Source organism: Bacillus sp. FAU20 (assembly GCF_056033865.1).
In genome coordinates this window covers 1052987-1078222 of the sequence record NZ_JBVYHY010000003.1, presented here as the reverse complement: position 1 = coordinate 1078222, position 25236 = coordinate 1052987, and the positions used below count along the sequence as shown (strand labels likewise).

The following is a 25236-nucleotide window of genomic DNA, read 5'->3' as shown; positions in this document are numbered from 1 at the left end:
CTCTTTTTTTATTTTCCTTCATTCTTCTCTAACACGTATAAATCTTCTTCGATATTCGTTAATTTCTCACTTACAAGCTTTCTTGCATCTCCAATTGCTTGATTGTATGCAAATGGTCCAACTAATTTAATCATTTCTTCTATTAAACGCTCTGCTTGGAAACGTCCAATTTCATCTAGATCTTCTTCCATGAAAAATTGCTGAATTTGCGCTACAAGCTCTTCTTTTTTATCATTTGGTATTTTTATATTCATCATCGTTGTTACTCCTCTATATTTAAGATAATATCTTCCTTAACTCTACCATAGAAAAACGATTACCAGGACAGCTTTTTGTAACTCCTTCTAACTCCCTATGACCTAGTATATTTTTTTCCTTTATAGCAAATTGCTTCATAAACATTTTGCATAAAGAATATAATGCATTCACTTGTGCAGGAGTTGGATCGTATTTATCGAAATTTCCCGTCATACATATTCCAATTGTATAACGGTTATGGTCTTTCGCATGCGCTCCAATATGTAAACCTCGTCCTTCCACTACAGTTCCATCTTCTTCAATAAAATAATTGTAACCAATCCCGCTCCACCCCCGTACTTTTTGATGAAATTCATGCGTTTTATACACGTCCCATCCATCTTCAGCTGTATGGTGAATAATCAGTTGATTTACTTTTTCTAAAGGAACTAATTCATCTTGAAATGTTAGATTGACACATTTAATTTCCATTTGAACTGCCTCCTCTTAAAAATCAATCATAATAATCGTTTTATCATCTGGCCTTATTCTCTTTTCCGCTTCTAGCTCTTCAATGATTGCTACATATTCGTTTATACTATTCTTTCTTATATATGCAACAGTTTGTTCTAATGACCAATCTGGGTGGAATAACCCGTCTGAACAAATAAAAATTCCACTCACTTCATCTATATGTAATTCACCATGTTGTAAATAATGTATCGCTTCTTTCATTCCATTTGCAACTGAATAACCATTTGGCATATTTGCAAGATAACGATTGTATTTTAACTGTTGTCGCACATCTTGAAAAACATGTTCTTCTGGTACAGATAACCCTTTTTTACGATCTTCTTCCCTCTTCTTTTTTGCTCGTTTACTAATTCCTTCAACTGTGTCTTTCGTTAATACTTGCATCGTTCCATTTTGAAAAGTTGCGACAATCATACAGTCCCCAAGCTGCGCATATTCAATTTTCTCACCAACTATTTGAACTGCCGCGATACATGTGCACCACAAATGCTCTTTTTTTTCCCATGTCTACTTCATATTCTAACATTTTGCTTTGCAATGCTTCATTTGCTTTGGCAACTGCAAATTGTAAACTATGATTCTCTCGTAATGCAGTAAAATAACTTGCAAATAAATGCGAAGCGATGTATGCTCCATTATGTCCCTTTTCATCACGAAACGGGACAAGTGGTGTTGCACCGTCACATACACCATAAATCTTTTTTTCTTTATTACAAAAATAAGAATCCTCACATTCTTGCTTCAACGGGCTTTTCTGTTGATATGTTTTTATCTTCACAACTGTATCCCCTTTCAAATAATAAAATACTCAAATTCTTTTGATTAATCTAATTTACCGAAATAAACTGTTTTTACCCAAAACTTTCAATATCATATATAATCTTGAAATAATATGAATTTTTCAGTGAAGGACGGGAAAGAAATGGTCAGATTCCTTGGTGTTATTATCGGTTCTATTATTATTGCGGTTGCCTTTAATCTTTTCCTTATCCCCCACAAAATTTTAAGTAGTGGAATTGGCGGAATTGCTATTATTTTAGGGATTGTAACCCCTGTAAACACAGGCATTATTAACTTTGTATTAAACTTACCTATCCTTATTTTAGGGTACATAGGTCTTGGAAAAAAAGTAATTTTTAACACAGTTGTCTCTGTAGTTGTATTATCTGTTGCATTATACTACGTTCCAGTAAAAGTCGTAGCAACAGATCCATTGTTATCTTCTATCTTCGGAGGTGTCATCGCCGGAGCTGGTATTGGTCTTGTTTTTAACTGTAATGGATCCACTGGTGGATTTGATATTATCGGTATGCTTTTATCCCGCAAGCGAGACATTAAACTTGGCGGATTCCTTATTATTTTAAATGCAGTCGTTGTAATAATCGCAGGATTCTTCTTCACCTGGGATGTTGCACTTACAAGCTTACTTTCAATTTATGTAACCGGTAAAGTAATTGATGCTGTTCATACAAAACATCGTAAAGTTACACTTATGATTGTAACAAATGAAGCAGAAAAAATGAAAAAACAACTTCTTTCAACTGTTGTACGTGGAATAACGTTACTTGATGGCGAAGGTGCTTATTCAAGCGAGAAAAAGCGTGTACTTATGACCGTCGTTTCTCGTGAAGAATTAGCAAGTATGAAACTAACAATTTCTGAAATCGACCCGAATGCATTCGTTAATATTACAGAAACTGTAGAAGTGTTAGGACTTTTCAGAAGAAGTTAAAGACTAGGTGGGAATCCACCTAGTCTTTATTTTGCATAAATTCAATTCGGTTTCCAAATGGATCTGACACGTAAAATCGAATTACATCTGGCCGTGCATAATCATCAATCACTTTAACACCTTGCTCTATAAGTGTTTGCTTAAATTCATTAATTTCATTCACATAAAAAGCTGGATGAGCCTTTTTAGCTGGTGTAAAGTTCCGCTCGACACCAATATGAATTTCTTGATTTCCGCATTTAAACCAACATCCGCCTCGTTTTTTCAACTCTTCTGGCTTTGGAATTTCTTCCATACCAATCATATTCCCATAAAAATCACGCGCCTCTTCTTCACACCCTACAGGTGCAGCTACTTGCACGTGATTAATCCCTTGAATATAATTTTTCATTTCCTCTCCCCTCCTCTACCCTAATGTTATATGGAAAACAGCCGTCTGTAACTTACAAAAGGTTTATAAAACAATATAAGCTCCCCTTATTACCACCCTGCATTCACCTTACAAAAAATAAAAAAAACAAAATTTATTCTATAACTTCCATTTTTTATAGAAATACACATTACATCTATATTATAGTTATGAATAGACAAATCTTTTTAGATGCTATTTGTACGGAGGAACTATTATGAGTCGTAAAAAATATTCACCAACTCAAAAAAAACGTCATCCGAACATTTCTAGACGTTTGCGAAACCATATACAAGATCGTTCATTAACAGAAATGTACGCATCTCTGTTCGAACACAATCCTGATAGTATTATTTCATTAAATTTAGAAGGAGTTATTCTACATATAAATCCTTCTGCCGAAAGAATATTAGGTTACACTTCTTTAGAATTAGAACAGAAAAATATTACCTCTATTTTAGAAGCCCATATTTCTGAGCAAGTATTACAAAATATAAAGAATACTGAAGCGGATAATCAACAAGAGTATATCTTATCTATTTATCATAAAAATGGATTCTTATTAGATGTTGTGACAAAACTAGTTCCTATTTTTGTTCAAAATCATCTTACTGGCGTATATGCTATTATGAAGCCGCTTGAAAAATCAGAAAGAATTGAGAATATGCTAAAAGAAAGTGAGAAGAGATTACGTACATTAGTAAACTCCATGCCTGCCTTTGTTATATTTAAAGATCATGAAGGGCGCTGGCTTGAGGCAAATGACTACGCACTTTCTTGCTTCAATTTCCATCATGTACCTTACCATGGGAAAAAAGATAGCGAACTCATTCAATATAATGAAGCATACCGAGAAGCTTTTTTACATTGTGAAGAAATTGATGAACTAGCATGGCAACAAAGACAAATTCTTCATGGCGAGGAATTTATTATACATAGAGATGATTTCGATCTAATCTTAAGTATATCAAAAGTCCCGCTTTATCATCCTGACGGTTCTCGCAAAGGTCTTATCGTGATGGGGAGAGATGTTACTGAGCTAAAAGAAACTGAAAAGTTATTACGAAAATCTGAGAAGCTCGCAGTAGTCGGACAACTGACAGCTGGAATTGCCCATGAAATTCGAAATCCACTTACCTCTCTAAAAGGTTTTCTAACGTTGCTCCTCCCTGAAATAAATGAGGAGCAAAAATGGTATATCGATGTTATGTTAAGTGAGATTTCACAAATGGAATCCATCACGAGTCAATTTATGGCGATGTCTAAGCCACAAGTATTATCTATCCAAACTTGTAACATACAAACTTTAATTGAAGAGGTAGTTACATTTATTTTACCGACTGCAATTATGCATAGCGTTCATATCATCATGGATCATTTTGATTACGTATATGATATTCAATGTGACGGTAACCAATTAAAACAAGTTTTTATAAACATATTAAAAAATGCGATAGAAGCGATGCCCAATGGCGGAAATATTTTCATCCAAACAAAACCATTAGAGGATAATTTCATCTTAATACGAATTATCGATGAAGGTTGTGGCATTCCAGAAGATCGTATCTCCCGTCTAGGCGAACCTTTTTATAGTTTAAAAGAAAAAGGCACAGGACTAGGATTAATGATGTGTTACAAAATAATTGAAGAACATCATGGTAAATTACACATTTCAAGCGAATTAAATAAAGGTACAATTGTTGATATTAAGCTACCACTTTCTTCATCTCATCTTGCAATCCAGTCTTAAATAAAAAAGAAGCATCTGCTAATCATTAGCAGATGCTTCTTTTTTAAAATGCTTTGTCATACCACTCTTTTGCTTTTTCTACTTCACCCATCGTTAATTGATGCCCTCGATTTTCCCAATGTATTGTTACATTCGCGTTTGCATTTTCTAATAGTACCTTCAATTCCTCTGACTCTGCTGATGAGCAAATTGGGTCATTTGTCCCAGCAGCAATAAATACAGATTTCCCTGCTAAATTTGCTAATTGCATTCCTCTTCTTGGTACCATTGGGTGATGAAGCACAGCACCTTTCAATGCATTTTCGTAATGGAATAATAAGCTTGCTGCGATATTTGCCCCATTCGAATAACCGATAGCTACAATGTTATTTCTATCGAATTTATATTCTTTAGCCGCTTCATCTAAAAATTCATTTAATTCCTTCGTACGGAAAATTAAATCCTCTTCATCAAAAATGCCTTCTGCTAATCGGCGGAAGAAACGCGGCATCCCATTCTCTAACACATTTCCCCTAACGCTTAATACCGACGCTTCCGGATCAACTATTTCTGCAAGTGGTAGTAAATCTAATTCATTACCACCTGTGCCATGAAGTAATAACAACACTGGTTTTGACGTATCTTTTCCTTTTTGAAAAACATGTTTCATCATAATCCTTTTCCCCCTTCAATCACTTTAATCTAAATTTCTCACTTCAAATGGTAAAAGCGTTTGTTCAATCTGTTTTCTATGTTGTTCATATTGTTCCGGTAACTTTAATTCCTCACCCATCGTCTCTAACGATTCATCATGAGCGAAACCAGGAGGATCTGTTGCAATTTCAAATAAGATTTCACCATGTTCTCTAAAATAAATCGCGTTAAAATAATTTCGATCTTGTACAGGAGTTACGTGATATCCAAAACGCGACACATGCTCTTTCCAGTCTAGCTGATCAGCATCGTCACTCGCTCTCCAGGCAATATGATGAACTGTGCCAACGCCCATTTGGCCACGACCGATTGTTGATAATTTCAAATCAATAATATTTCCAATGTCAGCAGAAGAACGGAATCGAACAAATTCACCCTCTTCTCCAATTTTCTCAAGACCCATAATATGTTCTAATAATTCAGCTGTTTTTTGAGGCTGTGTAGATAAAAGAACAGCACCTCCAAACCCTTTAATTGCTACTTCTGGTGTAACTTCTCCAAAACTCCAATTATTTAATTCGCCTTCTTCTCTTTCAACTAATTCTATATGCAAACCATGCGGATCATCGAATTCTAAATACCGCTCTCCAAAACGATTCATTTTTGTATACGAAACATCGAATTTTTCTAATCTATTTTCCCAAAACTCCATTGCACCTTTTGGTACAACGTAAGACGTAATTCCTACTTGACCATCTCCAATAATACCTTGACGAGCACCTGTCCATGGGAAAAACGTAATAATTGTTCCAGGCTTTCCTCCTTCATTTCCAAAATAAAGATGGTACGTACCTGGATCATCAAAATTCACTGTTTGTTTCACTAAACGTAACCCCAATACACCAGCATAAAAGTCTACATTTTCTTGTGGATGCCCTACAATCGCTGTAATATGATGGATTCCCATTGTTTTCTTTTCCATTTCTTCCACCCCTTTTTTATTTCATTATAAAAATTCTTTTACATTTAAATTCATTATTCATTTTGTCCATGCTACAAAGTAAAATCCGTCATTATAATTTTATCTCGAATTCGAGATATTAATTACAAGATTACGTATCGGTGTCTAACCTATTGAATTATCTCGAATTCAAGATAATTCACAAAAAATATTTGTTCGATTTATAACCATAATAAATTTTCATTATGAACATTTATTATCTCGAACTCAAGATTTATTATAAGTTACTTATTTTTTATTGTCAATAAGTCCTTACTTTCATTTTACATGTAAAAAGAGTAAACGCTATTCACCGTTTACTCTTTTTGCAAATCATTTCTTTTCTTCTTCCAATACTGCTTCCATCTCATTAAATTCACGATGTATCGCTTTAACTGGTTCTTTCGTTAATAAACTTACAATAATAACAGCTAATAAGCTACAGAAGAATCCAGGTACCATTTCATACATAGTCGCTTTTAAACTTGGAATTTGTACCCAAGTAATAACAACTAATGCCCCGACAATCATCCCAGCAAGAACGCCCCATTTGTTCGTTCTCTTCCAATATAAACTTAATAAAATTGCTGGTCCAAATGCTGATCCAAATCCTGCCCAAGCATATCCAACAAGCGTTAAAATTGTATCACTCGGATGATACGCTAAAACAACTGCAATCATCGCTACAACTAATACTGACAGCCTACCGATAAATACAAGTTCTTTATCACTTGCATTACGACGGAAAAATGTTTTATAGAAATCTTCCGTTACGGCACTTGAAATAACAAGTAATTGTGAGGAAATACTACTCATAATCGAAGCCAAAATAGCTGATAATAAAAATCCTGTAATGTACGGATGGAATAAAATATTTGAGAATGTTACAAAGACCATTTCTGGGTCTTGTAATGTCGCATTATTTTTAGCATAATAAGCGATACCAATTAGACCAGTAAGCATTGCACCTATAATTGAAATCGTCATCCAACCGATACCAATTCTACGAGAAGTTTTTAAATCTTTAATAGAGGTAATTGCCATAAAGCGGACAATAATATGTGGTTGACCAAAATACCCAAGACCCCATGCTAAAAATGAAATAATACCAAGCATTGTAGTCCCTTTAAACATATCTAAATGTGATGCATCAACTTGCTTAATCGTATTGAATGTTTTTGTTACACCACCGACATCCGTAAAAGCAACAATTGGCACTAGTACAAGTGCAATAAACATAATACAACCTTGCACAAAGTCCGTCCAACTTACAGCTAGAAAACCACCAAATAGTGTATACGCAACAACGACACCCACTGTTACAAATAAACCAATTTTATAATCAAGGTTAAAAGAATTTTCAAACAAACGTCCACCTGAAACTAAACCAGCCGACGCATAAAATGTGAAAAATACTAAAATGACGATAGCGGAGACAAAACGAAGTATTTTCGTACGATCTTTAAACCGATTTTCTAAAAAGTCTGGAATCGTAATTGAATCATTTGCCACTTCTGTATACGTTCGTAAACGCGGGGCAATGATTAAATAGTTTGCATAAGCACCTATTAATAAACCTATCGCAATCCATACAATTGATAATCCTGTTGCATACATCGCACCAGGTAATCCCATTAGCATCCAACCACTCATGTCAGAAGCACCAGCTGATAAAGCTGTAACTGCTGGACCGAGTCCCCTTCCGCCTAACATATAATCTGATAAATTGGATGTCTTCTTATAAGACCAATATCCGATATACAACATACCTGCCATATAAATAGCAAGCGAAACCATAATTTCAATCTTCACCAAATCTCTCCCTTAGTCCATAAGCCATTCAAAATTTCGAAAAATGACTTTTTCTATTTTCTTGTTTTCGCTTATGGTTCCCTACCTTAACAAACATTTTTTGTTCTTTCAAGTGAACGAGCACTTTTCATTACATGTGAAAACCTTTATAAACGCCTTTATCCCAGTGGATTACAATGATTTTTCAAGAAGTTAAAGTAAAAATATTCAGAAAATTAAACAGTGTTTTTTCACACCTTATTTTCATCTGTTTACCCGATAAATTTTAAAAGAAAAAGCCACACAAATGTATGACTTTTAGCTTATTGACGTCTCAATTTTCTCTTTCTCTACATATACTTTACGAAATTTCATATAGCATCCAATACGCCAAGGTACTATATAACAAACCGCAAGAGTGTAGAAAAGAATACCGATTGACTTTGGATCTAACCCTTGTAAATGTCTTCTAAAATAAGCACGTAAAAGAACGATAACTAAAAATGTCGCAATAAAAGCGATACTTTTTTTGCATAAATTTGACCATCTTCTCTGACTTCATACCCACTTAAAATAATAAGTGGAATTGACAATAACAATCCGATCCCAGCAGCTATACCAATTTTCCAATCAGCAAGTTGTATCGGTGCTGCATATAAAGAAAAACCTGGTAATAAGAAAAATAATGGCAATAGTAGTCGTCTTCCTTTATTATTAATTGGTCGATTCATAGACCGCATGCGTCTAAATATAACGAGCCCTATGACGAGTAAAAAAATTGTAATACTGTAAGAACCTTGCTGCAAGTGAATCTCTCCCTAAAAATAGTCATTTTAAAAAACACTTCCCTATTATACTCCTAATTTTCCCCAAAATATGAGTATTCCTCTAAAAAATCTTACATATCAAATATACTTTTAGGTTTGATTTACTATAGGAAACAACTCCGAAAGAGGAATTACTCTCCCCACCTCGTCTTTAAACACAATATGCTCTCTAGTTAAATAGCGCGGGCTCTTCACTCCCGCCGCTGCCGCTAATGAAAATAAACTATATCTCATACTAATAATATAATTCATGACTCGCCACTTCTTCTCATACGGATCTAATGCTTTTTGATAATGTGGATTCGTCGTGGCTACACCAGATGGACATTGGCCAGAATTACATTGAAGGGCCATAATACAGCCGCTTGCCATCATAAATCCGCGGGCTGAACTTACAGCATCCGCTCCAATCGCTAAAACAATCGCTACTTTATCTGGTGTTATTAATTTACCCGATGCAAATACTTTAAACTTGTTACGGACACCATAATGATTTGCTGTATCGATAAATGTAAGTAATGCTGGGATAAGCGGCAGTCCCATACAATCTGCCATCGATTTATACGTTGCCCCTGACCCACCTTCTGAACCGTCTATTGTAATAAAATCTGGGTAAATGTTTAGTTCTTTCATTGTTTTTATTAAATCTTCCAAAGGCTTCTGCTGACCAATTACAATTTTCATTCCAACTGGTTTACCGCCGCTTTCTTGCAACTGTTGAATAAAACAAAGTGTATCCGCTGCATTCTTTAAAAATGAAAATCTATTCGGTGAATTAATCGTCTCTCCCTTTCGGACGTTGCGAACAAAAGCAATTTTCTCATTTACTTTTTGCCCCTCTAAATGACCACCACGTATTTTAGCACCTTGCCCAAATTTCAATTCGAATGCTCTAATATTACTTTCTTTCGCTTTCTCCATGAATTTTTCCATTGAAAAATTACCGTCCTCATCACGATATCCAAATAACCCTGGACCAATTTGTGCAACGATATTTGCTCCTGTATGTAAATGTTCTGGAATAACGCCGCCTTCACCCGTATTAATCCACGATCCGCCTGCCATTTTCGCTCCAAAACCACTCGCTAAAATATAATTTTCTCCAATCGCACCGTAAGAAGTTGCAGATGCACCAAACATGCCATGTAGCTTCCATGGATATTTACGGTTCTCACCAACTATAATTGCATCATCTTCTTCATACAGCCAAAGATTCGTTGTATCCGCTGTCAATTTTTCTCTTCTTGAAAATAACCCTTCTTTATGAATCACGTACTTTTTACCTTCCCGCTCTTGCGTGAGATTCACACTTAATTCCTCAGTTAATATCGGAAATAATGTATTAGCAATATAATAGCCAGAAGCTTCAAAATCTCGTTTTGATCCAAAACCAAGTATTTCAGAGCGATATTTCGCTAAAAACATAACACTTTGAAAATCATAACGTGAGAAAGGCTTTCCATCCGTATCATGATCAAACCAATATTGTCGAAATTCAGGCCCTATCTTTTCCAGTAAGTAGCGCATTCTTCCTAAGTACGGATGTAATTTTAAAATAGAATGATATGTTCGTTTTTTTATAAAAAATGTAATGATAAAAAAGACGATTAAAAGCAACATTAAAAATAGTAATATACTAATAATAACGAGTAGCGTTTCACTCATCCCGCTTCCCCCTATGAAATTCCATAATAAAAGGAGAACACTCGATGTGCTCTCCTTTTATCTTTATTCATACTAACGTAGCAAGATGCTCTTTCGCGTCATATTCAACTAAACTTTCAGCGTGTTTAATTCGATGAACAAAGTCTGGATTAGCAATTAACGGTCTTCCGAATGCCGCTACATCAATCGTTCCTTCTTCCAACGCTTCTTCGGCCTCTTTCGGATTCAAATTACCAACCCCAACAATCGTACCATCCCAATATTTTCTTACTAGTTGATGAAAATTCTTTCCGTCAGCAATCTCTTGCGTATAATTCATCGTTGAAGGATGGATCATCGTTAACCCTACCTCTTTAAATATATTTATGAACGTTTCAATTGCAAACTCAGGGTTTTCCCACATATAAGTAGGATTATCACCTTTGAAAGCAGAGAAGCGAAGAAGTGTTTTATTAGCTCCAACAGCTTCTATTACAGCCGCCGTTACTTCTTTCATAAACGTTAACCTTTGTTTTAAATTACCGCCATATTTATCTGTTCGCTTATTCGCAAACTCATACGTAAATTGATCGATTAAATATCCGTGTGCACCGTGAATTTCTACTCCATCAAATCCAGCTTCGATCGCATTTTTCCCAGCTTGTGCGTATTGACCGATCACTTCTTGTATTTCTTCTAACGTCATTGCTTCTGGCGTATCAAATGGTTTACGAAAACGTGGAACATTTCCCTCTGCAGCGATAGCCGACGGTGCTTGTGGCATTTGACCACCAATTATTTCATGATGACTCATACGCCCAACATGCCATATTTGAGCAATAATCGTCCCGCCTTCTTTATGTACCGCCTCTGTAACAGGTTTCCAAGAATCGATTTGTTCTTGTGTATAAATACCTGGCACTCCTGGGTTTCCTTTTGCTCTCTGACTAATGACAATTCCTTCTGTAATAATTAGTCCAATTCCATCCGCAGCACGTTTTCTGTAGTACTCCACTACATCAGCACCAACTACTCCAGTCTCATTATCTGCAAAGCATCTTGTCATCGGTGCCATCGCTATACGATTACGAAGAGACCAAGCTCCAACTTGAATTGGATCAAACAACTTTGTTTCTTCAACGTTTTCAAAAAATCCCCCAGCATTTACATTTGTTCCTTCATAAATACTCGCTGCTTTATTACTTGAACTTGTCATTTTTCTTCCCCCTAAAAAATCTTACTATAATCGCATCATACTTACTTTTAGATAGTAACGTCAATTTTTACGACTTTACAATAAAAAATTCGAATATCCCAAAAATAAAATGCTATAAATAATATTAAAAAGGTTTCCTTAGGAGGAAACCTTTTTTGTTAACCATATATGGCTGTCAATTCGTTTATCTCTTTAATAAAAAACACCTTATCAATAGAAGTGAAAATGGTTCAGTATTCTTCTAAAAATAATAACTTATATACCTAAAACAATGAAAGCCCTACCTCTCTTTCATCCTTACGGCTCCTCGTCCGTGCCAGTGTGAATCAGGATTGCAAAAATCAAGTAACTATTTTATCGAAGTATTCAATTAAACTTCGAACATTCATAAATGAAATTAAAAAATAAAAATGGATTTGATTGTAGTAATAACAATAGAGGTAATGCTCTAAAAGTGGTTTGAAAGAGTTGAATGTCTTTGAAATGATAAATTTTCTATAATTATGTTCCCAAAAAATTCAAGATCTTTTTTGGGATATAATACATTATTTGTAATGAACCTTAACAAAAGCTTTTTATCTGATTTTCTGTGATACCTTCAATTAATCCCAGTTCACTAATCAAAAATTCATATGCGTTATCTAACATCTTCTTTTCGCTTGCATTAAGTGCTTTTTCTTTCTGTATACGCATTAAATCACGCACAACTTCAGCACCTTCTTGCATTTTACCCGTCTTTATTTTATCAGTGTTCAATTTATACCTTTGTTTCCACGTAAGTAATCTATCTGATTCCCCATGTTGAAAAATATCCATTATGTGTGCTAATGCGGTTATATCCGTAACTGGTCGTATATTCGAATTCAATATTTTCCCTGCTGGAATCATTAGTTCCATATTACTAGCCGACATTTTTATAACATAATACTGTTGTTTTTCTCCTGAGATTTCCTTCTCTTCTATGGCTTTAATTATACCTGCTCCCTGCATTGGATAAACAATGTTATCGCCAATTTGAAACAAATAATCCACCTCCATATATGGTAACCTTCTCAAGTTTAACACAATTTTAGTTTTTTAGCAAAATTTTTATTTTATCACAAAATTATTTTACACGTCAACACTTCAGAAGCAAGAAATTAAATTTACACAATACACTATAAAAACCGCAATTCCATTAACAGTTCCACACACATTCATTCTCTTTTAACACAAAAACACATCACTACATTTAAGTAGTGATGTGTTTTTGATAAGACATAAATAAAGATCTACTTTTCCGTCTATATACTAACCTGCTTACTAACCGTTTCCCTCGCTAAAAGAAAACTCATAATCACTTGCGCTGCTACTCTACTCGTCATATCCCTAAAATCAAGAGTTGGATCAATCTCTACTATATCCATCCCTTGAACGAGCGGTTCTTTACCAAGGAATTCAATCGCATCTAGTAAAGTCGTACTATCCATTCCACCAGGCCCAATTGCTGGACAACCTGGTGCAAACGCTTGGTCTAGCACATCCATATCAAGAGAAATATAAATAGAAGTCACACCTTGATTTCTTAATACTTCAATACTTTCCGTGATAATATCTTTTATTTCTCGCTCTCGTACATCTTTCATTGTATACACTGTCACGCCATGTTCTATTGAATATTCATGGTACGCACGTGCATTAGAAAAATTACGAATTCCAATTTGAACAAGTTGTTTCCCTGTAATGACATCATTTTCTAGTAAACTACGGAATGGTGTACCATTTGACGGGCCTCCATCATCTAAATTACGTAAATCATGATGAGCATCAAATTGAATAATTCCGACCTTTCCTTTACTGTTTGCAAAACCTGTTATACTCGGAAAACTAATCGAGTGGTCACCGCCAAGAACGATTGGTATCATGTTCGGATTTACTTTCGTTACATGACCAACTGTTTTTGCAATTCGTTTATGACTTTCTTTTATATCCGTCACATGCATCGTAATATCGCCGCAATCATATAAGACACTTTCTTTCATATCGTGTTCTTCTGTAATTGCATATGTGCTATATGCATCTAACATCGCACGAATTGTCTTTGGAGCAAAACTTGCTCCTGAATGACTAATAGATGGTTTAGAAAGGGGTGCTCCAATTAAGGCAGCACCGAATATTTCTACGCCTTCCTCCCAATCTTTAATCATCTCACTCCATTTTGTCACTTCACGATCAATAAACTTTGCATTTTTCTTTAAATAGTGGCCGTGCTCCACGATTGTTCACCTCTTGTATATGCAATATTACCATTCTTCCATACTGTATTCACATGACTTACGCCGTAATGATACGGTACGTAAGCATAATTGTAAGCATCCCATAAAACTAAATCTGCCTTACGACCAACTCTAATTTTTCCAGCTACATCACCACGGTTAATGGCATATGATGAGTTAACCGTTACGGCATTCCAAACTTCTTCTGGTGTCATTTTCAGTTTTAGCATCGCAATGCTCATAATAAGCTGAATATTTTCAGTTGGACAGCTACCTGGGTTAAAGTCTGTAGCTAACGCAACTGCAACACCTTCATCAATCATTTTACGACCACGAGCAAAGCTTTCTTTATTTAAATAGAAAGTTGTTCCTGGTAATAATGTTGCTACTGTATTCGAGTTTGCAAGCATTTCAATTCCTTTATCAGAAGCTCCAACTAAATGGTCCGCTGATGCTGCACCGATTTCTGCCGCTGCTTCCGCACCACCAAGAGGGTCGATTTCATCTGCATGAATTTTCACGTCAAAGCCAAGCTCTTTCGCTTTTAATAAAAATTCTTTTGATTCTTCTACAGAGAACACACCTGTTTCACAGAAAATATCAACGAACTCCGCTAATTGCTTCTCTTTCATTTCTGGTAGTAGGTCTAACATCCATTGTAAAAATTCTTTCGATCTACCTTTATACTCTTTCGGAACTGCATGAGCACCTAAAAATGTTGAAACTAAATCGATCGGATGCTCTTTTTGTAATTGTGCTGTTGCCTCTAATTGTTTCCATTCCGTCTCATCATCTAATCCGTAACCACTCTTCGCTTCTACAGTTGTAACTCCGAAAGATAGCATACGGTCTAAATGGAATTTCGCTTTTTGAACAAGTTCTTCTTTCGACGCCTGTTTCGTTGCATTTACAGTTGAAAGAATACCGCCCCCTTTTTCCAAAATTTCTAAGTACGGAACTCCTTGTAATTTTAGTGCGATTTCATTTTCACGAGATCCACCAAATACAAGATGAGTATGCGGATCAACAAGACCAGGAGAAACCATTTTCCCACCGCAATCAATAACTTCTTTCGCCTGAAGTCCTTTCGCTTCTTCCACTGTTCCAACGAAAGTGATTACACCATTTTCAATTCCAACCGCACCGTTTTCGATAACAGGAAGCGTGTTCATCGCTTCCCGTCTTAACAAGCCATCTTCTTGATCCATTGTTAGTAATTGACCGATATTTATTAGTAAAGTGTCCAGCATGTTTTCTCCTCCTTATTTCATCATTGGAATGTTAACGCCTTTTTCTTTCGCAGTTTCCACTGCCAAGTCATATCCTGCATCCACGTGACGAACAACACCCATACCAGGGTCAGAAGTTAATACGCGCTCAATACGTTTTGCTGCTGCTTCTGTTCCATCTGCAACGATAACCATTCCAGCGTGAAGTGAATATCCCATACCAACGCCGCCACCGTGGTGAACAGATACCCAACTTGCACCGTTTACACTGTTAATTAATGCATTTAAAATTGGCCAGTCAGCTACTGCATCACTACCGTCTTTCATCGCTTCTGTTTCACGGTTTGGAGATGCTACCGATCCGCAATCTAAATGGTCACGGCCGATAACGATCGGTGCTGATAATTCGCCATTTGCCACCATTTCATTAATGATACGACCAAATTTCGCGCGCTCACCGTAACCAAGCCAACAAATACGTGACGGAAGACCTTGGAATTCAACTTGTTGACGTGCCATACGAATCCAGTTACATAAATGTTCATTATCAGCGAACTCACGTAAAATTACTTCGTCTGTTTTATAAATATCTTCTGGATCACCAGAAAGTGCTACCCAGCGGAATGGTCCTTTTCCTTCGCAGAATAATGGACGGATAAATGCTGGAACGAATCCTGGGAAATCGAATGCATTTTTCAACCCTTCATCGAAAGCAACTTGGCGAATGTTATTTCCGTAATCAAATGTAATTGCACCTTTTGCTTGCATAGCAAGCATTGCTTCCACATGTTTTGTCATGCTCTCTTTTGATAATTGTACATAGCGCTCTGGATCTTCTTCACGAAGTTTCGCTGCTTCTTCTAATGTGTAACCTACTGGAATATAACCGTTTAATGGATCATGTGCAGATGTTTGATCCGTAACTAAATCTGGCGTAATATTACGCTTCACTAGCTCTGGTAAAATTTCTGCCGCATTGCCTAATAATCCAATTGAAATTGGTTCTTTCTTCTCTTTATACTCGTTCGCAACCGTTAATGCTTCTTCTAACGATTCTGTATACATATCACAGTATCTCTTTTCAATACGGCGATCGATGCTGCGCTTATCAACATCAATAGCGATAACAACACCGCCATTCATCGTTACAGCAAGAGGTTGTGCACCACCCATACCACCTAAACCAGCAGTAAGTGTTAGTGTGCCTTTTAATGAACCATCGAAATGTTGACGTGCCGCTTCTCCAAATGTTTCATATGTTCCTTGTAAAATACCTTGTGTTCCAATATAAATCCAGCTACCTGCTGTCATTTGTCCGTACATCATAAGACCTTTTTTCTCTAGTTCACGGAAGTGATCCCAGTTTGCCCATTTTGGTACTAAGTTTGAGTTCGCTAACAGAACGCGCGGTGCATCTTCATGTGATTTAAAGATTGCAACTGGTTTTCCTGATTGAACAAGTAACGTTTCATCGCTTTCTAACGTTTTTAATGAATCTACAATCGCCTGATAGCTTTCCCAGTTACGGGCTGCACGGCCAATTCCGCCATATACAACCAATTCTTCTGGTTTTTCAGCAACTTCCGGATCTAAATTGTTCATTAACATACGAAGTGCAGCTTCTTGAACCCACCCTTTCGTTTGTAACTCAGTACCTCTTGGCGCGCGAATTGTTTGTTGTACTTTTTCCATTTCAATCTCTCCTTTTTCTCATTTTATAGTGCTGCGTTTACATCTAATCTTTCTTTGATCGAATAATTCGTTTTTAACCAATACGCAATATTTTCAATATCCGTTGAGAATATGCGGTCATTTGTAATAGAAGGTACTTGCTGACGACCTTGATGGTAGAAGCTCTTCGTCACTGTACTCATGTTTTCAATACCGCGATATTCTGCAGCTTGCATCGCACAAATCATTTCAATTGAAAGAACACGTCTTACGTTTTGAATAATTTGATGTGCATGGCGTGAAGCGATTGTTCCCATACTTACGTGATCTTCTTGGTTAGCTGATGACGGGATTGAATCAACACTCGCCGGATGTGCTAACGTTTTATTTTCAGAAACTAGTGATGCTGCAGCATATTGCATAATCATCGCACCAGACTGAAGTCCTGGTTCTGGACTTAAAAATGGTGGTAAATCATTTAATTGCGGATTCACTAAACGTTCAATACGGCGCTCTGAAATATTTGCAAGTTCTGCCATTCCTACTTTTAAGAAGTCCATCGCAAACGCAATCGGTTGACCGTGGAAATTCCCGCCCGAAATTACTTTTTCCCCACCATCAAAGATAAGCGGATTATCTGTTGCGGCATTCATTTCAATTTCTAATTTTTCTTTCACATAATTTAAAACTTGCCAAGAAGCACCGTGTACTTGCGGGATACAGCGAAGTGAATATGCATCCTGTACACGTAGTTCTCCTTGTTTTGTTGTTAATTTACTGTCATGAAGAATGTCACGAATTCTGCTTGCTACTTCCACTTGCTCTTTATAACCGCGTGCTTTATGAACATTTTCATCAAATGCATCAATAATGCCTTGTAACCCTTCAATTGTCATCGAAGCAATTAGTTCAGCTTGATACGCCGTTGCTTCTGCTTCTATATAAGAAAGAACTCCTTGTGCTGTCATCGCCTGCGTACCATTAATTAACGCAAGACCTTCTTTCGCTTCAAGTTCAATCGGCTCAAGCCCTTCTTCTGTAAGAGCAACCATTGCATGAACGCGTTTCCCTTTATAGAACACTTCACCTTCGCCTAATAATACGAGCGCAAGATGAGATAAAGGTGCTAAATCTCCACTTGCACCAAGTGAACCTTGTTGCGGAACGACTGGATGAATTTTACGATTTACAAACTCAAGAAGCATATTTACAACGAGCGGTCTAACGCCAGATACCCCTTTAAGCATCGTGTTCGCTCGTAAAATTAACATACCGCGTGATACTTCTTCCGGGAACGGATCACCTATCCCACATGCATGTGACTGAATTAAATTATGTTGAAGTGCCTTTACATCATCTTTTTGAATAAGCACATCACTAAACTTTCCAAATCCAGTTGTAATACCGTAAACGACTTTTCCGTCCTCTACAATTTTCTCAACTACTTCGCGGCACTCCGCCACCTTTTGCATACTATTTGGACAAGCTGTTACACCTTCTCCTTCCAGTAATAACCTCTTCATTTCTTCAACTGTCAATGTATGTCCTGTTAACGTAATCATCATTTTTCCTCCTTAAAAAGGCAAAAGGGGACCTTATCTTTTTTAAGACAGACTTCTGTCCTAAAAAAGTAAGGCCCCCTTCTAACTAATAGACTATGGGCAAATCATATGTGATTAATTCCTAAACCAATCGCCTCATGCTCAGATCCTTTTACAGGTGCACCAATCGTTCCATATAATGCAACAGCAACCCATTCGCCTTCTTTTTTTCTGTCATATGGTGTACCGCGCACAATCGCAAAACGAAGTCCTACTGTACGAAGAACGTCTGCTAACTGAATTTGACCTCTCGTCACTCCGTACAAAGCTTCCATAATTGCATGATAAAGTGCATGTGTTTCTCTGTAAACGTCTGTTTCAATAACTTGGTTGCTTTTAGCCGCTGTTTCCATTGCTGCGACAACCTTTTGCGAATTCATCGAACCCACTTTCCCCGTACAATATTTCCAACCTTTCGGAATGGATAATACAGGGCTTTCATTCTCATCCGCAAGTGCCAACAGCATGGCCATACGACCAATTCGATGTGTTCCTTGAAGAAGCATGTGACTCTCTCATTTCTTTTAATTATTTGAATATTTCTTAATTTAAGAATATATGAAAACGGTTAAATCGTCAATAGTTTAAACTCACATTCAAACAATTTTTTCATTTCCTCCATTTGTGTACACAAATGATTTACACAAATTTTTCAGGCATGCTATAGTCTCACTAACAGATGCAAAGGGGAGAGATTTCAATGAAAAAGCGAAAAGATATTCATTTTCGAATTGAAGAAAAATTACTTGAAAGGTTTGAATCCGCACTCCATTACGAAGGTTTAAAGAAAACCGATGTATTAACACATGCGATTCAACAATTTTGTATGAAAGTGGAATATGAAAAAATGAATGATGTAAAACGGCAATATAGCGTTAGTAACAATTTACAAACACGTATCGATACACATAAACATTACGAAGAAAAACAAGTGAATTTAGATGAAATCGTTATTGAACATTTACAACTTCAAGGGAGAGAAAGAATATTAGAGGTTGGGTGCGCTAACGGAAAATTCCTTTCCCTTTTGCAAGCGAATGGCCATAAAGGTCAATTAACCGGTTTTGATCAATCAGAAGCCATGCTTTCTGAAGCCACTAAAACGAATAATTTAATTGAATGGAGACTAGGTGACGCTGGAAAACTTCCTTTTGAAGCTAATTGCTACGACTGGATTGTCGCAAGACATATGCTATATCACATGAAAGATGTCGAAAAAACAATTCAAGGATTCGATAAAGTAATTCGTCCTGGTGGCTCACTTTTAGCTACAACAAATTCTAGCGTTACACTACCTCGTATAGTTGAAATGTGTAACCGCATGTTAGACGCATTTGATTTGCCGAAAACAACATCATCAGTCACTCCATTTTGTTTAGAAAACGGTAAAGAGATATTACAATCCGTTTTTCCAACTGTTGAAGAAACAGTTATTCATAATGCTCTCGTTTTTCATCATGCTACTCCGATTGTAAACTATATTTCTAGCATGTTTCCGTCGTTAAATATACCGGATAACACACTTCTTCACACCGAAATGAAGGAATGGCTAAAAGAAGAAGTAGAAAATGAATTGTTACTTCATAATAGTATATGGCGCGATCCGAAAACGTTAGCCATTTATCGATGTCAAAAAGAAAAAAGCTAGCATTAGCTAGCTTTTATACATTCTCAGGCAAAAGCTTTTCCATCATCACATTCCCTTTACCACCGTAAAAATTTATATTATGTTCGTTTGCTACTCCAAAATAAGAGGCAATCGCTATTCCGAATGGCACAAATGCATGCCCTTGTGCTGTAATGATATTTGAGTGTTGCACAACTTCTTTATACACAAAATTTTCTACTGGAAAACAATCAAGCTTTTGATAATCTAGGGTCACTGTATACGAGATTTCTTTGAATAAGCCTGCTTTTGCTAGCGCATACGGTCCAGCACAAATTGCCGCCACTAATTTTTCTTGTTCATGAAATTGACGAATGATTGAAAAAAGAGGTTTTGCATCTTTCAACTGTACTTCTTCTCCACCTGGAATAAGTATCCCCTCATACTCATCTACACGTACTTCACTTACTTCTATATGCGGCTGCACTTGCAACCCGGTTTCACTTATAACCAATTCTTTAGTTAAGCCCGCTGTGATGATTTCATATTTATTTTTCAGCAATGCCGTTGCTACTGTTATTTCAAACTCTGCAAATGTTGGGTATACAAATAAAAGTATTTTTTTCATAGCCCTCTCTCCTTTAGCCAGTCCATAAAATATACCTCTAAATTGTTCACTGTTAATCTATTTGTGTCCACATAAGTTACAGGAAATTGTTTATACCAATCTTTTTCAGTTTCTACTAATTTAAATTGCTCCTCAAACGTACTTCTGTTTCTTGTTCTATCATTATTTTTTCTAGCATATACATTCTTTTTCGTAACATCTAAGTAAAAAATCGCATCCGAACGGCATTCTCTTAATTTATATAATTCATCTTTCAATTCAGTTTCTATATCCCACTCTTCTCCTATAATCGTTGGATAAAAGAGTGTAAAAAACTCAATGTCTTCTGGTCCGCGATCAAAAATTACGACTGAATTTTTCACATTTTGAAACTCCTTAATTTTTGCTTCCATAAACATTTTTTGATTCATAATAAACCCTACTTTTGAATTCATATCTAAATTCAATTTTTTTCGCTTCTCTACAATTGGATATGGATTTTCATATATAACTCGAAACCCTCTCTTTTCTAACCTTTTTGCTAATGTTGTTTTTCCGCTAGCCATCGGCCCTTGCAGTGAAATTACATATGCCACGCCTCTCATTCCCTTACACTTTAGTACACCTATAATATACAGAACCTTGAAAACTCTCAACATTATATATATCATCTTGTTTCTTATTCTTATCTAACTTATAATGAAAAATAGAGATTATGACGGACGCATCAATAATGTAAGCTTGGAAATCCAAGCTTACATTATTTTTTGCTTTCCCTTTTCTAATAAAAAGAGTATACTAGATTAGAACGTATGTTCTTAATAATTACATACAGTAAGGAGATAGAACAATGGTATACGACACAAAAGCAATTTCTTGGAATGAATCTTTAAAACAACTTCAACGCCGCTATACAAACAAACAAGTTGACCGAAAAGAATTTGAGGATATTGAACTGATGGAATTCTTCCGCGATAACAACTACATTTCTTTACCTACACATATAAGCGGCCTATCAAAAACACGTTTTACTTCTTACTCTATTTTCACAACTGAAGATAAAGATCGTAAAGTTGGCACACTTATTATTGAGTATGTTGAAGACGATAATAATAATTTATGTGTTGAACAACTATACTTCGTTTAAACTATAACGCTTGGTCAAAATGACCAAGCGTTCTTGCTTTCTATGAATCTCACTGTATATAATATGAATAAAAGAAAACCGCTATCATTAAGGGGGGATATGCTTGCTCGAGGGATGGTTCAGTTGGTTCATTGTATTATGGACGGTTATTTTATTAGGGCTTATGTCTATCGGTGGATACTTTATGTTCAGAAAATTTTTAAAACGTTTACCGAAAGAAGACGGCATGTCCATTTTAGATTGGGAAGAACACTACATAAATAAAACGAGACATTTATGGACTGACGAACAAAAACAATTGTTAGAAGAGCTTGTAAGTCCTGTTCCAGAACTATTTCGCGATGTTGCAAAATCAAAGATTGCTGGAAAAATTGGAGAACTTGCATTACAAGAAAATGCCTCTCAAATTACACAAGACTTAATTATTAAAGGATACATCATTGCCACACCAAAGCGTGATCATAAATTTTTAATTAAAAAACTACAAGAAAAAAAGATTGATTATTCTAACTATCAATCTTTACTTGCAAAGTAACTTCATATTATTTTCGATAAAAAAGACAGCGCCTTTGACGCTGTCTTTTTTATTTAATACATATACAGTTTTTAAGTTAGCTTCATATCTTTTTCATTATAAAAACCATCTTCTTTTTCCATTTCCTTCTGTAATTTCGTAAAGGAACGATACATTGCAATTCTCCATGACACAATCATCGCAAACGCAAGTAAGAAGAACATGCCACTAAGTTGTCCTAAATCAAGAGATTGACTTAAGTATGTTTTAAATACAATCCGCACTACAAGTAATCCAATTAATATAAAAACAAAGGCTTTTGAACGCTTCAAATAAATCTCTTGTCCTCTAATTTCAAATTTAGATGTTTTAATAAGAAAAATAGAGAAAATCAAACCGACACCAATTGCTTCTAACATTTCTGCTGGAGTTAATCGAAATTCAGGAAAAACATACATCAATGCGCCCGTACTCATAAAAAATGGCGGAAGTATAATTTTTTTCAATGTTGCAGGTTTCTTAGCTGCTTTTAAACGAATAAACATCGCACCGACAGCCATACAAACAGCAACGATACTTGATAAAAGAACTATGTTCATATTTTCTCATCCTTTTTTGTGGCTATATGCAAAATATACTTTCATTATATGCTTTTCCGTTAGTATTTCCAACATTTTCGCAGAATAATACTAAAAACCAGTAAAACCACCAAATAAACTTGAGAAATATACGATAATTTTCGTCATCCAGTTAAAGTATAGGAAGACACCCATAACAATCATAATATATCCTCCGACTTTCATGAAGGCCATACTATTTCTTTTAATCCAAGACATTTTCGTAATAAAGAATGACAATACGAAAAACGGGATTGCAAATCCAAGTATGTAAGCAATCATGTATATCATTGCTGATTCTGGATTTGTTGCTGCTAATCCAATTACGGACACTAGAATTGGTCCGGTACATGGCGTCCACCCTGCTGCAAAAGCTAATCCAATTAGTACTGATCCAAAATAGCCACTTGGACGATTTTTAAATGTAAATTTACGGTCTTGCATTAAAAATTTCGGCTTAAACACCCCGACAATAATTAAGCCGAACACGATGATAAATATACCACCTAACTGTCTGATTAAATCTTTATAGTCAGTAAAGATTCCTCCAATAAAACTTGTACCAAATCCAATTGCAATAAATATAATTGAAAATCCAAGTAAGAAAAACGCTGTATGTATCATACTTCTTTTGCGAAGCATTGCATTTTCTTCTTTCAATTCAGAAACCGACATACCTGTTATGTACGATAAAAATGCCGGATAAAGCGGTAAGCAACATGGGGAAATAAATGATAAGAACCCGGCGCCAAACGCTAAAAAAATACTAATATCTTGCATCATTCCACTCCTCTCCCTAAATATTGTAACAAAAACACATAAAAATACTATGAACAATTCGTGAAATCACTTTTACAACGTGGTAATAAGAAAAACCATACTTCCTCACAGTTTCTAATAAAACGTTTTCATTTCCTTCTATTATATAGAAAAACTCAAATGGATTTTACAACTCCTTTAATTGTTATTACCATAACAAAGGTAACATAGTTTCTCAAATAATTAGCACGTTACTAGTACGTCTATATACATATTGGTTTAAAAAAATATTTTTTTCAAATGCTGTCTCTATACAATACAAAGTTGATTTTATAATACTTCTACTATTAATAATTTCAAGATTATGCATAAATATCATACTTTTATTATTATTCTATAAAATGTCATACTTTTCTTTCATTTGACCCTTTATTTCTAATTTTGTATACTTCCCTCTAGTTATATATTTTCGATACGGAACAACTTCATATAGATGGGAGGAATTTTTCATGCTTCGTTATTCTCTTTTAGTTTTATTAGGAGCGTGTAGTTATGGAATTTTAGCTATTTTTGTTAAGCTTGCATATGCAGAAGGATTTTCACTTGGAGAGGTAATTGGCAGCCAATATTTGTTCGGTTGGATTATTTTGCTTGCTATTACACTTCTATTTTCTAGACATCGCGTTCCTTTAAAGCAAGCATTACTTTTATTCGTTGCAGGAACATCTGCAAGTTTTACCGGAATTTTTTATTATGCTTCATTAAAAACTGTACCAGCTTCTATTGCAATTATTCTTTTATTCCAATTCGTTTGGGTCGGAATTATCATTGAAGCAGTCGCAACAAAAACATTACCTTCAAGAGAAAAAGTTATTTCTGTTATTTTCTTACTTGTAGGGACATTTTTATCAAGTGGTTTATTTGAACAATCAGTAGGTGCTTTCGATACGACTGGGATCATTTTAGGTTTATTATCTGCTGTTACATTCGCAACATACATTTTCGTGAGCGGAAAAGTTGCTGTTGAAGTACCTTCATTACCGCGCGGTGTTCTCTTAATGACTGGTGCTTTAACTTTAGTCATGATTGTATTCCCACCAACATTTATTTTTAATGGTGCCATTTCTCAAGGTCTATGGAAATATGGTTTAGGATTAGGAACATTTAGTATCGTAATTCCATCTATTGCCTTTACAATCGGTATTCCAAAAATCGGTTCTGGCTTAGCAACTATTCTTGGTGCAGCGGAACTACCAGTTACAACAATTATGTCAGTATTCGTTTTAAAAGAAGCTGTACTATCTTCACAATGGTTCGGTGTATCACTTATATTAATTGGGATTGCAATCCCGCAAATTGCATACGCAATGCGTGGACGTTATCGTAAACATCATACGCATAAAAAAGTCGCAGCATAAAGTAAAACTTTAATTAGTTGAACCAATCGGGCTGCCCAT

Annotated in this window: 25 protein-coding genes and 2 pseudogenes; 6 read left to right on the top strand and 21 right to left on the bottom strand. The window is 35.7% G+C overall.

The window, feature by feature from the left end:
- Positions 1 to 8: 8 nt before the first annotated feature.
- The 3 genes and pseudogenes from AC0OM3_RS06020 to AC0OM3_RS06010 all read right to left on the bottom strand — a co-directional run bounded on the left by AC0OM3_RS06020 (position 9) and on the right by AC0OM3_RS06010 (position 1549).
- The gene (locus AC0OM3_RS06020; RefSeq protein ID WP_000981064.1) at positions 9 to 257 is read right to left on the bottom strand and encodes a DUF2164 domain-containing protein; all 249 of its coding nucleotides are present in this window, start codon (positions 255 to 257) and stop codon (positions 9 to 11) included.
- 19 nt (positions 258 to 276) lie between these two features.
- Complete coding sequence (locus AC0OM3_RS06015) at positions 277 to 729, bottom strand: peptidoglycan recognition protein family protein (RefSeq protein WP_000402976.1); 453 nt, start codon at positions 727 to 729, stop codon at positions 277 to 279.
- Between the two features lie 15 nt (positions 730 to 744).
- Positions 745 to 1549: pseudogene (locus AC0OM3_RS06010) on the bottom strand (protein phosphatase 2C domain-containing protein).
- 144 nt (positions 1550 to 1693) lie between these two features.
- Between AC0OM3_RS06010 and AC0OM3_RS06005 the strand changes: the two are divergent.
- Complete coding sequence (locus AC0OM3_RS06005) at positions 1694 to 2503, top strand: YitT family protein (protein WP_000251344.1); 810 nt, start codon at positions 1694 to 1696, stop codon at positions 2501 to 2503.
- 19 nt (positions 2504 to 2522) lie between these two features.
- On the opposite strand, the gene AC0OM3_RS06000 is transcribed toward AC0OM3_RS06005, so the two are convergent.
- Complete coding sequence (locus AC0OM3_RS06000; RefSeq protein ID WP_000800778.1) at positions 2523 to 2894, bottom strand: VOC family protein; 372 nt, start codon at positions 2892 to 2894, stop codon at positions 2523 to 2525.
- Between the two features lie 235 nt (positions 2895 to 3129).
- On the opposite strand from AC0OM3_RS06000, the gene AC0OM3_RS05995 reads away from it, so the two are divergent.
- A complete protein-coding gene (locus AC0OM3_RS05995) occupies positions 3130 to 4662 on the top strand; it encodes a BA3702 family sensor histidine kinase (protein WP_474211178.1) in 1533 nt (510 codons plus the stop codon).
- A gap of 43 nt (positions 4663 to 4705) precedes the next feature.
- On the opposite strand, the gene AC0OM3_RS05990 is transcribed toward AC0OM3_RS05995, so the two are convergent.
- From AC0OM3_RS05990 to hutP, 12 genes and pseudogenes are all read right to left on the bottom strand, one after another.
- Positions 4706 to 5314, bottom strand: a complete 609-nt coding sequence (locus AC0OM3_RS05990; RefSeq protein ID WP_000975487.1) for an alpha/beta hydrolase — start codon at positions 5312 to 5314, stop codon at positions 4706 to 4708.
- Positions 5315 to 5338: 24 nt separating this feature from the next.
- A complete protein-coding gene (locus AC0OM3_RS05985) occupies positions 5339 to 6277 on the bottom strand; it encodes a ring-cleaving dioxygenase (RefSeq protein WP_000412750.1) in 939 nt (312 codons plus the stop codon).
- A gap of 351 nt (positions 6278 to 6628) precedes the next feature.
- Entirely contained in the window at positions 6629 to 8107 is a 1479-nt protein-coding gene (gene putP, locus AC0OM3_RS05980) for a sodium/proline symporter PutP (RefSeq protein WP_474211177.1), read from the bottom strand.
- 297 nt (positions 8108 to 8404) lie between these two features.
- Positions 8405 to 8892, bottom strand: a pseudogene (locus tag AC0OM3_RS05975) (CcdC protein domain-containing protein).
- Positions 8893 to 9003: 111 nt separating this feature from the next.
- Positions 9004 to 10578: an FMN-binding glutamate synthase family protein gene (locus AC0OM3_RS05970; protein ID WP_000005176.1), complete on the bottom strand. Its 1575-nt coding sequence runs from the start codon at positions 10576 to 10578 to the stop codon at positions 9004 to 9006.
- 67 nt (positions 10579 to 10645) lie between these two features.
- Positions 10646 to 11773 (bottom strand): alkene reductase, encoded by a 1128-nt coding sequence (locus AC0OM3_RS05965; protein ID WP_000204585.1) that lies wholly within the window; start codon positions 11771 to 11773, stop codon positions 10646 to 10648.
- Positions 11774 to 12334: 561 nt separating this feature from the next.
- Entirely contained in the window at positions 12335 to 12796 is a 462-nt protein-coding gene (locus AC0OM3_RS05960; protein WP_175423368.1) for a CarD family transcriptional regulator, read from the bottom strand.
- Positions 12797 to 13056: 260 nt separating this feature from the next.
- Complete coding sequence (gene hutG / locus AC0OM3_RS05955; RefSeq protein ID WP_061884491.1) at positions 13057 to 14028, bottom strand: formimidoylglutamase; 972 nt, start codon at positions 14026 to 14028, stop codon at positions 13057 to 13059.
- Complete coding sequence (gene hutI, locus AC0OM3_RS05950) at positions 14007 to 15278, bottom strand: imidazolonepropionase (RefSeq protein ID WP_000887544.1); 1272 nt, start codon at positions 15276 to 15278, stop codon at positions 14007 to 14009. The genes hutG and hutI overlap by 22 nt, the downstream gene beginning before the upstream one ends.
- Before the next feature lie 12 nt (positions 15279 to 15290).
- Positions 15291 to 16949: a urocanate hydratase gene (hutU, locus tag AC0OM3_RS05945; protein WP_000416945.1), complete on the bottom strand. Its 1659-nt coding sequence runs from the start codon at positions 16947 to 16949 to the stop codon at positions 15291 to 15293.
- Between the two features lie 23 nt (positions 16950 to 16972).
- On the bottom strand, positions 16973 to 18490 hold the full coding sequence (hutH, locus tag AC0OM3_RS05940) for a histidine ammonia-lyase (RefSeq protein ID WP_089148855.1): 1518 nt from the start codon (positions 18488 to 18490) through the stop codon (positions 16973 to 16975).
- Between the two features lie 104 nt (positions 18491 to 18594).
- On the bottom strand, positions 18595 to 19035 hold the full coding sequence (hutP, locus tag AC0OM3_RS05935) for a hut operon transcriptional regulator HutP (protein ID WP_000926517.1): 441 nt from the start codon (positions 19033 to 19035) through the stop codon (positions 18595 to 18597).
- A gap of 194 nt (positions 19036 to 19229) precedes the next feature.
- Between hutP and AC0OM3_RS05930 the strand changes: the two genes are divergently transcribed.
- Positions 19230 to 20177, top strand: a complete 948-nt coding sequence (locus AC0OM3_RS05930; protein WP_131250045.1) for a class I SAM-dependent methyltransferase — start codon at positions 19230 to 19232, stop codon at positions 20175 to 20177.
- 13 nt (positions 20178 to 20190) lie between these two features.
- On the opposite strand, the gene AC0OM3_RS05925 is transcribed toward AC0OM3_RS05930, so the two are convergent.
- Together AC0OM3_RS05925 and AC0OM3_RS05920 are read right to left on the bottom strand one after the other, a co-directional pair.
- The gene (locus AC0OM3_RS05925; protein ID WP_000722208.1) at positions 20191 to 20763 is read right to left on the bottom strand and encodes a DJ-1/PfpI family protein; all 573 of its coding nucleotides are present in this window, start codon (positions 20761 to 20763) and stop codon (positions 20191 to 20193) included.
- A complete protein-coding gene (locus AC0OM3_RS05920; protein ID WP_003302191.1) occupies positions 20760 to 21347 on the bottom strand; it encodes an AAA family ATPase in 588 nt (195 codons plus the stop codon). The genes AC0OM3_RS05925 and AC0OM3_RS05920 overlap by 4 nt, the downstream gene beginning before the upstream one ends.
- Positions 21348 to 21592: 245 nt before the next feature.
- On the opposite strand from AC0OM3_RS05920, the gene AC0OM3_RS05915 reads away from it, so the two are divergent.
- Together AC0OM3_RS05915 and AC0OM3_RS05910 are read left to right on the top strand one after the other, a co-directional pair.
- Complete coding sequence (locus AC0OM3_RS05915) at positions 21593 to 21889, top strand: hypothetical protein (protein WP_000262406.1); 297 nt, start codon at positions 21593 to 21595, stop codon at positions 21887 to 21889.
- A 103-nt stretch (positions 21890 to 21992) separates the two neighbouring features.
- Positions 21993 to 22424 carry a DUF2621 domain-containing protein gene (locus AC0OM3_RS05910; RefSeq protein ID WP_000889393.1) on the top strand — a complete coding sequence of 144 codons (432 nt, stop codon included), beginning with the start codon at positions 21993 to 21995 and terminating at the stop codon, positions 22422 to 22424.
- A 71-nt stretch (positions 22425 to 22495) separates the two neighbouring features.
- Here AC0OM3_RS05910 and AC0OM3_RS05905 read toward each other — a convergent pair whose 3' ends face one another.
- The 3 genes from AC0OM3_RS05905 to AC0OM3_RS05895 all read right to left on the bottom strand — a co-directional run bounded on the left by AC0OM3_RS05905 (position 22496) and on the right by AC0OM3_RS05895 (position 23945).
- Positions 22496 to 23002: a CcdC family protein gene (locus tag AC0OM3_RS05905; RefSeq protein ID WP_001028440.1), complete on the bottom strand. Its 507-nt coding sequence runs from the start codon at positions 23000 to 23002 to the stop codon at positions 22496 to 22498.
- Between the two features lie 90 nt (positions 23003 to 23092).
- Positions 23093 to 23800, bottom strand: a complete 708-nt coding sequence (gene ccdA, locus AC0OM3_RS05900) for a cytochrome c-type biogenesis protein CcdA (protein WP_001152676.1) — start codon at positions 23798 to 23800, stop codon at positions 23093 to 23095.
- 16 nt (positions 23801 to 23816) lie between these two features.
- Positions 23817 to 23945 carry a peptidase T gene (locus tag AC0OM3_RS05895; RefSeq protein ID WP_074593505.1) on the bottom strand — a complete coding sequence of 43 codons (129 nt, stop codon included), beginning with the start codon at positions 23943 to 23945 and terminating at the stop codon, positions 23817 to 23819.
- A 343-nt stretch (positions 23946 to 24288) separates the two neighbouring features.
- On the opposite strand from AC0OM3_RS05895, the gene AC0OM3_RS05890 reads away from it, so the two are divergent.
- A complete protein-coding gene (locus AC0OM3_RS05890) occupies positions 24289 to 25197 on the top strand; it encodes an EamA family transporter (protein WP_000947038.1) in 909 nt (302 codons plus the stop codon).
- The last annotated feature ends 39 nt before the right edge of the window (positions 25198 to 25236 follow it).

Excerpts from the sequence above, each read along its gene's own strand:
- AC0OM3_RS06020 (WP_000981064.1), bottom strand. The coding sequence starts at position 257 with ATGATGAATATAAAAATACCAAATGATAAAAAAGAAGAGCTTGTAGCG.
- AC0OM3_RS06015 (WP_000402976.1), bottom strand. The coding sequence starts at position 729 with ATGGAAATTAAATGTGTCAATCTAACATTTCAAGATGAATTAGTTCCT.
- AC0OM3_RS06005 (WP_000251344.1), top strand. The coding sequence starts at position 1,694 with ATGGTCAGATTCCTTGGTGTTATTATCGGTTCTATTATTATTGCGGTT.
- AC0OM3_RS06000 (WP_000800778.1), bottom strand. The coding sequence starts at position 2,894 with ATGAAAAATTATATTCAAGGGATTAATCACGTGCAAGTAGCTGCACCT.
- AC0OM3_RS05995 (WP_474211178.1), top strand. The coding sequence starts at position 3,130 with ATGAGTCGTAAAAAATATTCACCAACTCAAAAAAAACGTCATCCGAAC.
- AC0OM3_RS05990 (WP_000975487.1), bottom strand. The coding sequence starts at position 5,314 with ATGATGAAACATGTTTTTCAAAAAGGAAAAGATACGTCAAAACCAGTG.
- AC0OM3_RS05985 (WP_000412750.1), bottom strand. The coding sequence starts at position 6,277 with ATGGAAAAGAAAACAATGGGAATCCATCATATTACAGCGATTGTAGGG.
- AC0OM3_RS05970 (WP_000005176.1), bottom strand. The coding sequence starts at position 10,578 with ATGAGTGAAACGCTACTCGTTATTATTAGTATATTACTATTTTTAATG.
- AC0OM3_RS05965 (WP_000204585.1), bottom strand. The coding sequence starts at position 11,773 with ATGACAAGTTCAAGTAATAAAGCAGCGAGTATTTATGAAGGAACAAAT.
- hutI (WP_000887544.1), bottom strand. The coding sequence starts at position 15,278 with ATGCTGGACACTTTACTAATAAATATCGGTCAATTACTAACAATGGAT.
- hutU (WP_000416945.1), bottom strand. The coding sequence starts at position 16,949 with ATGGAAAAAGTACAACAAACAATTCGCGCGCCAAGAGGTACTGAGTTA.
- hutH (WP_089148855.1), bottom strand. The coding sequence starts at position 18,490 with ATGATTACGTTAACAGGACATACATTGACAGTTGAAGAAATGAAGAGG.
- hutP (WP_000926517.1), bottom strand. The coding sequence starts at position 19,035 with ATGCTTCTTCAAGGAACACATCGAATTGGTCGTATGGCCATGCTGTTG.
- AC0OM3_RS05930 (WP_131250045.1), top strand. The coding sequence starts at position 19,230 with ATGAAAAAGCGAAAAGATATTCATTTTCGAATTGAAGAAAAATTACTT.
- AC0OM3_RS05925 (WP_000722208.1), bottom strand. The coding sequence starts at position 20,763 with ATGAAAAAAATACTTTTATTTGTATACCCAACATTTGCAGAGTTTGAA.
- AC0OM3_RS05920 (WP_003302191.1), bottom strand. The coding sequence starts at position 21,347 with ATGAGAGGCGTGGCATATGTAATTTCACTGCAAGGGCCGATGGCTAGC.
- AC0OM3_RS05915 (WP_000262406.1), top strand. The coding sequence starts at position 21,593 with ATGGTATACGACACAAAAGCAATTTCTTGGAATGAATCTTTAAAACAA.
- AC0OM3_RS05905 (WP_001028440.1), bottom strand. The coding sequence starts at position 23,002 with ATGAACATAGTTCTTTTATCAAGTATCGTTGCTGTTTGTATGGCTGTC.
- ccdA (WP_001152676.1), bottom strand. The coding sequence starts at position 23,800 with ATGCAAGATATTAGTATTTTTTTAGCGTTTGGCGCCGGGTTCTTATCA.
- AC0OM3_RS05890 (WP_000947038.1), top strand. The coding sequence starts at position 24,289 with ATGCTTCGTTATTCTCTTTTAGTTTTATTAGGAGCGTGTAGTTATGGA.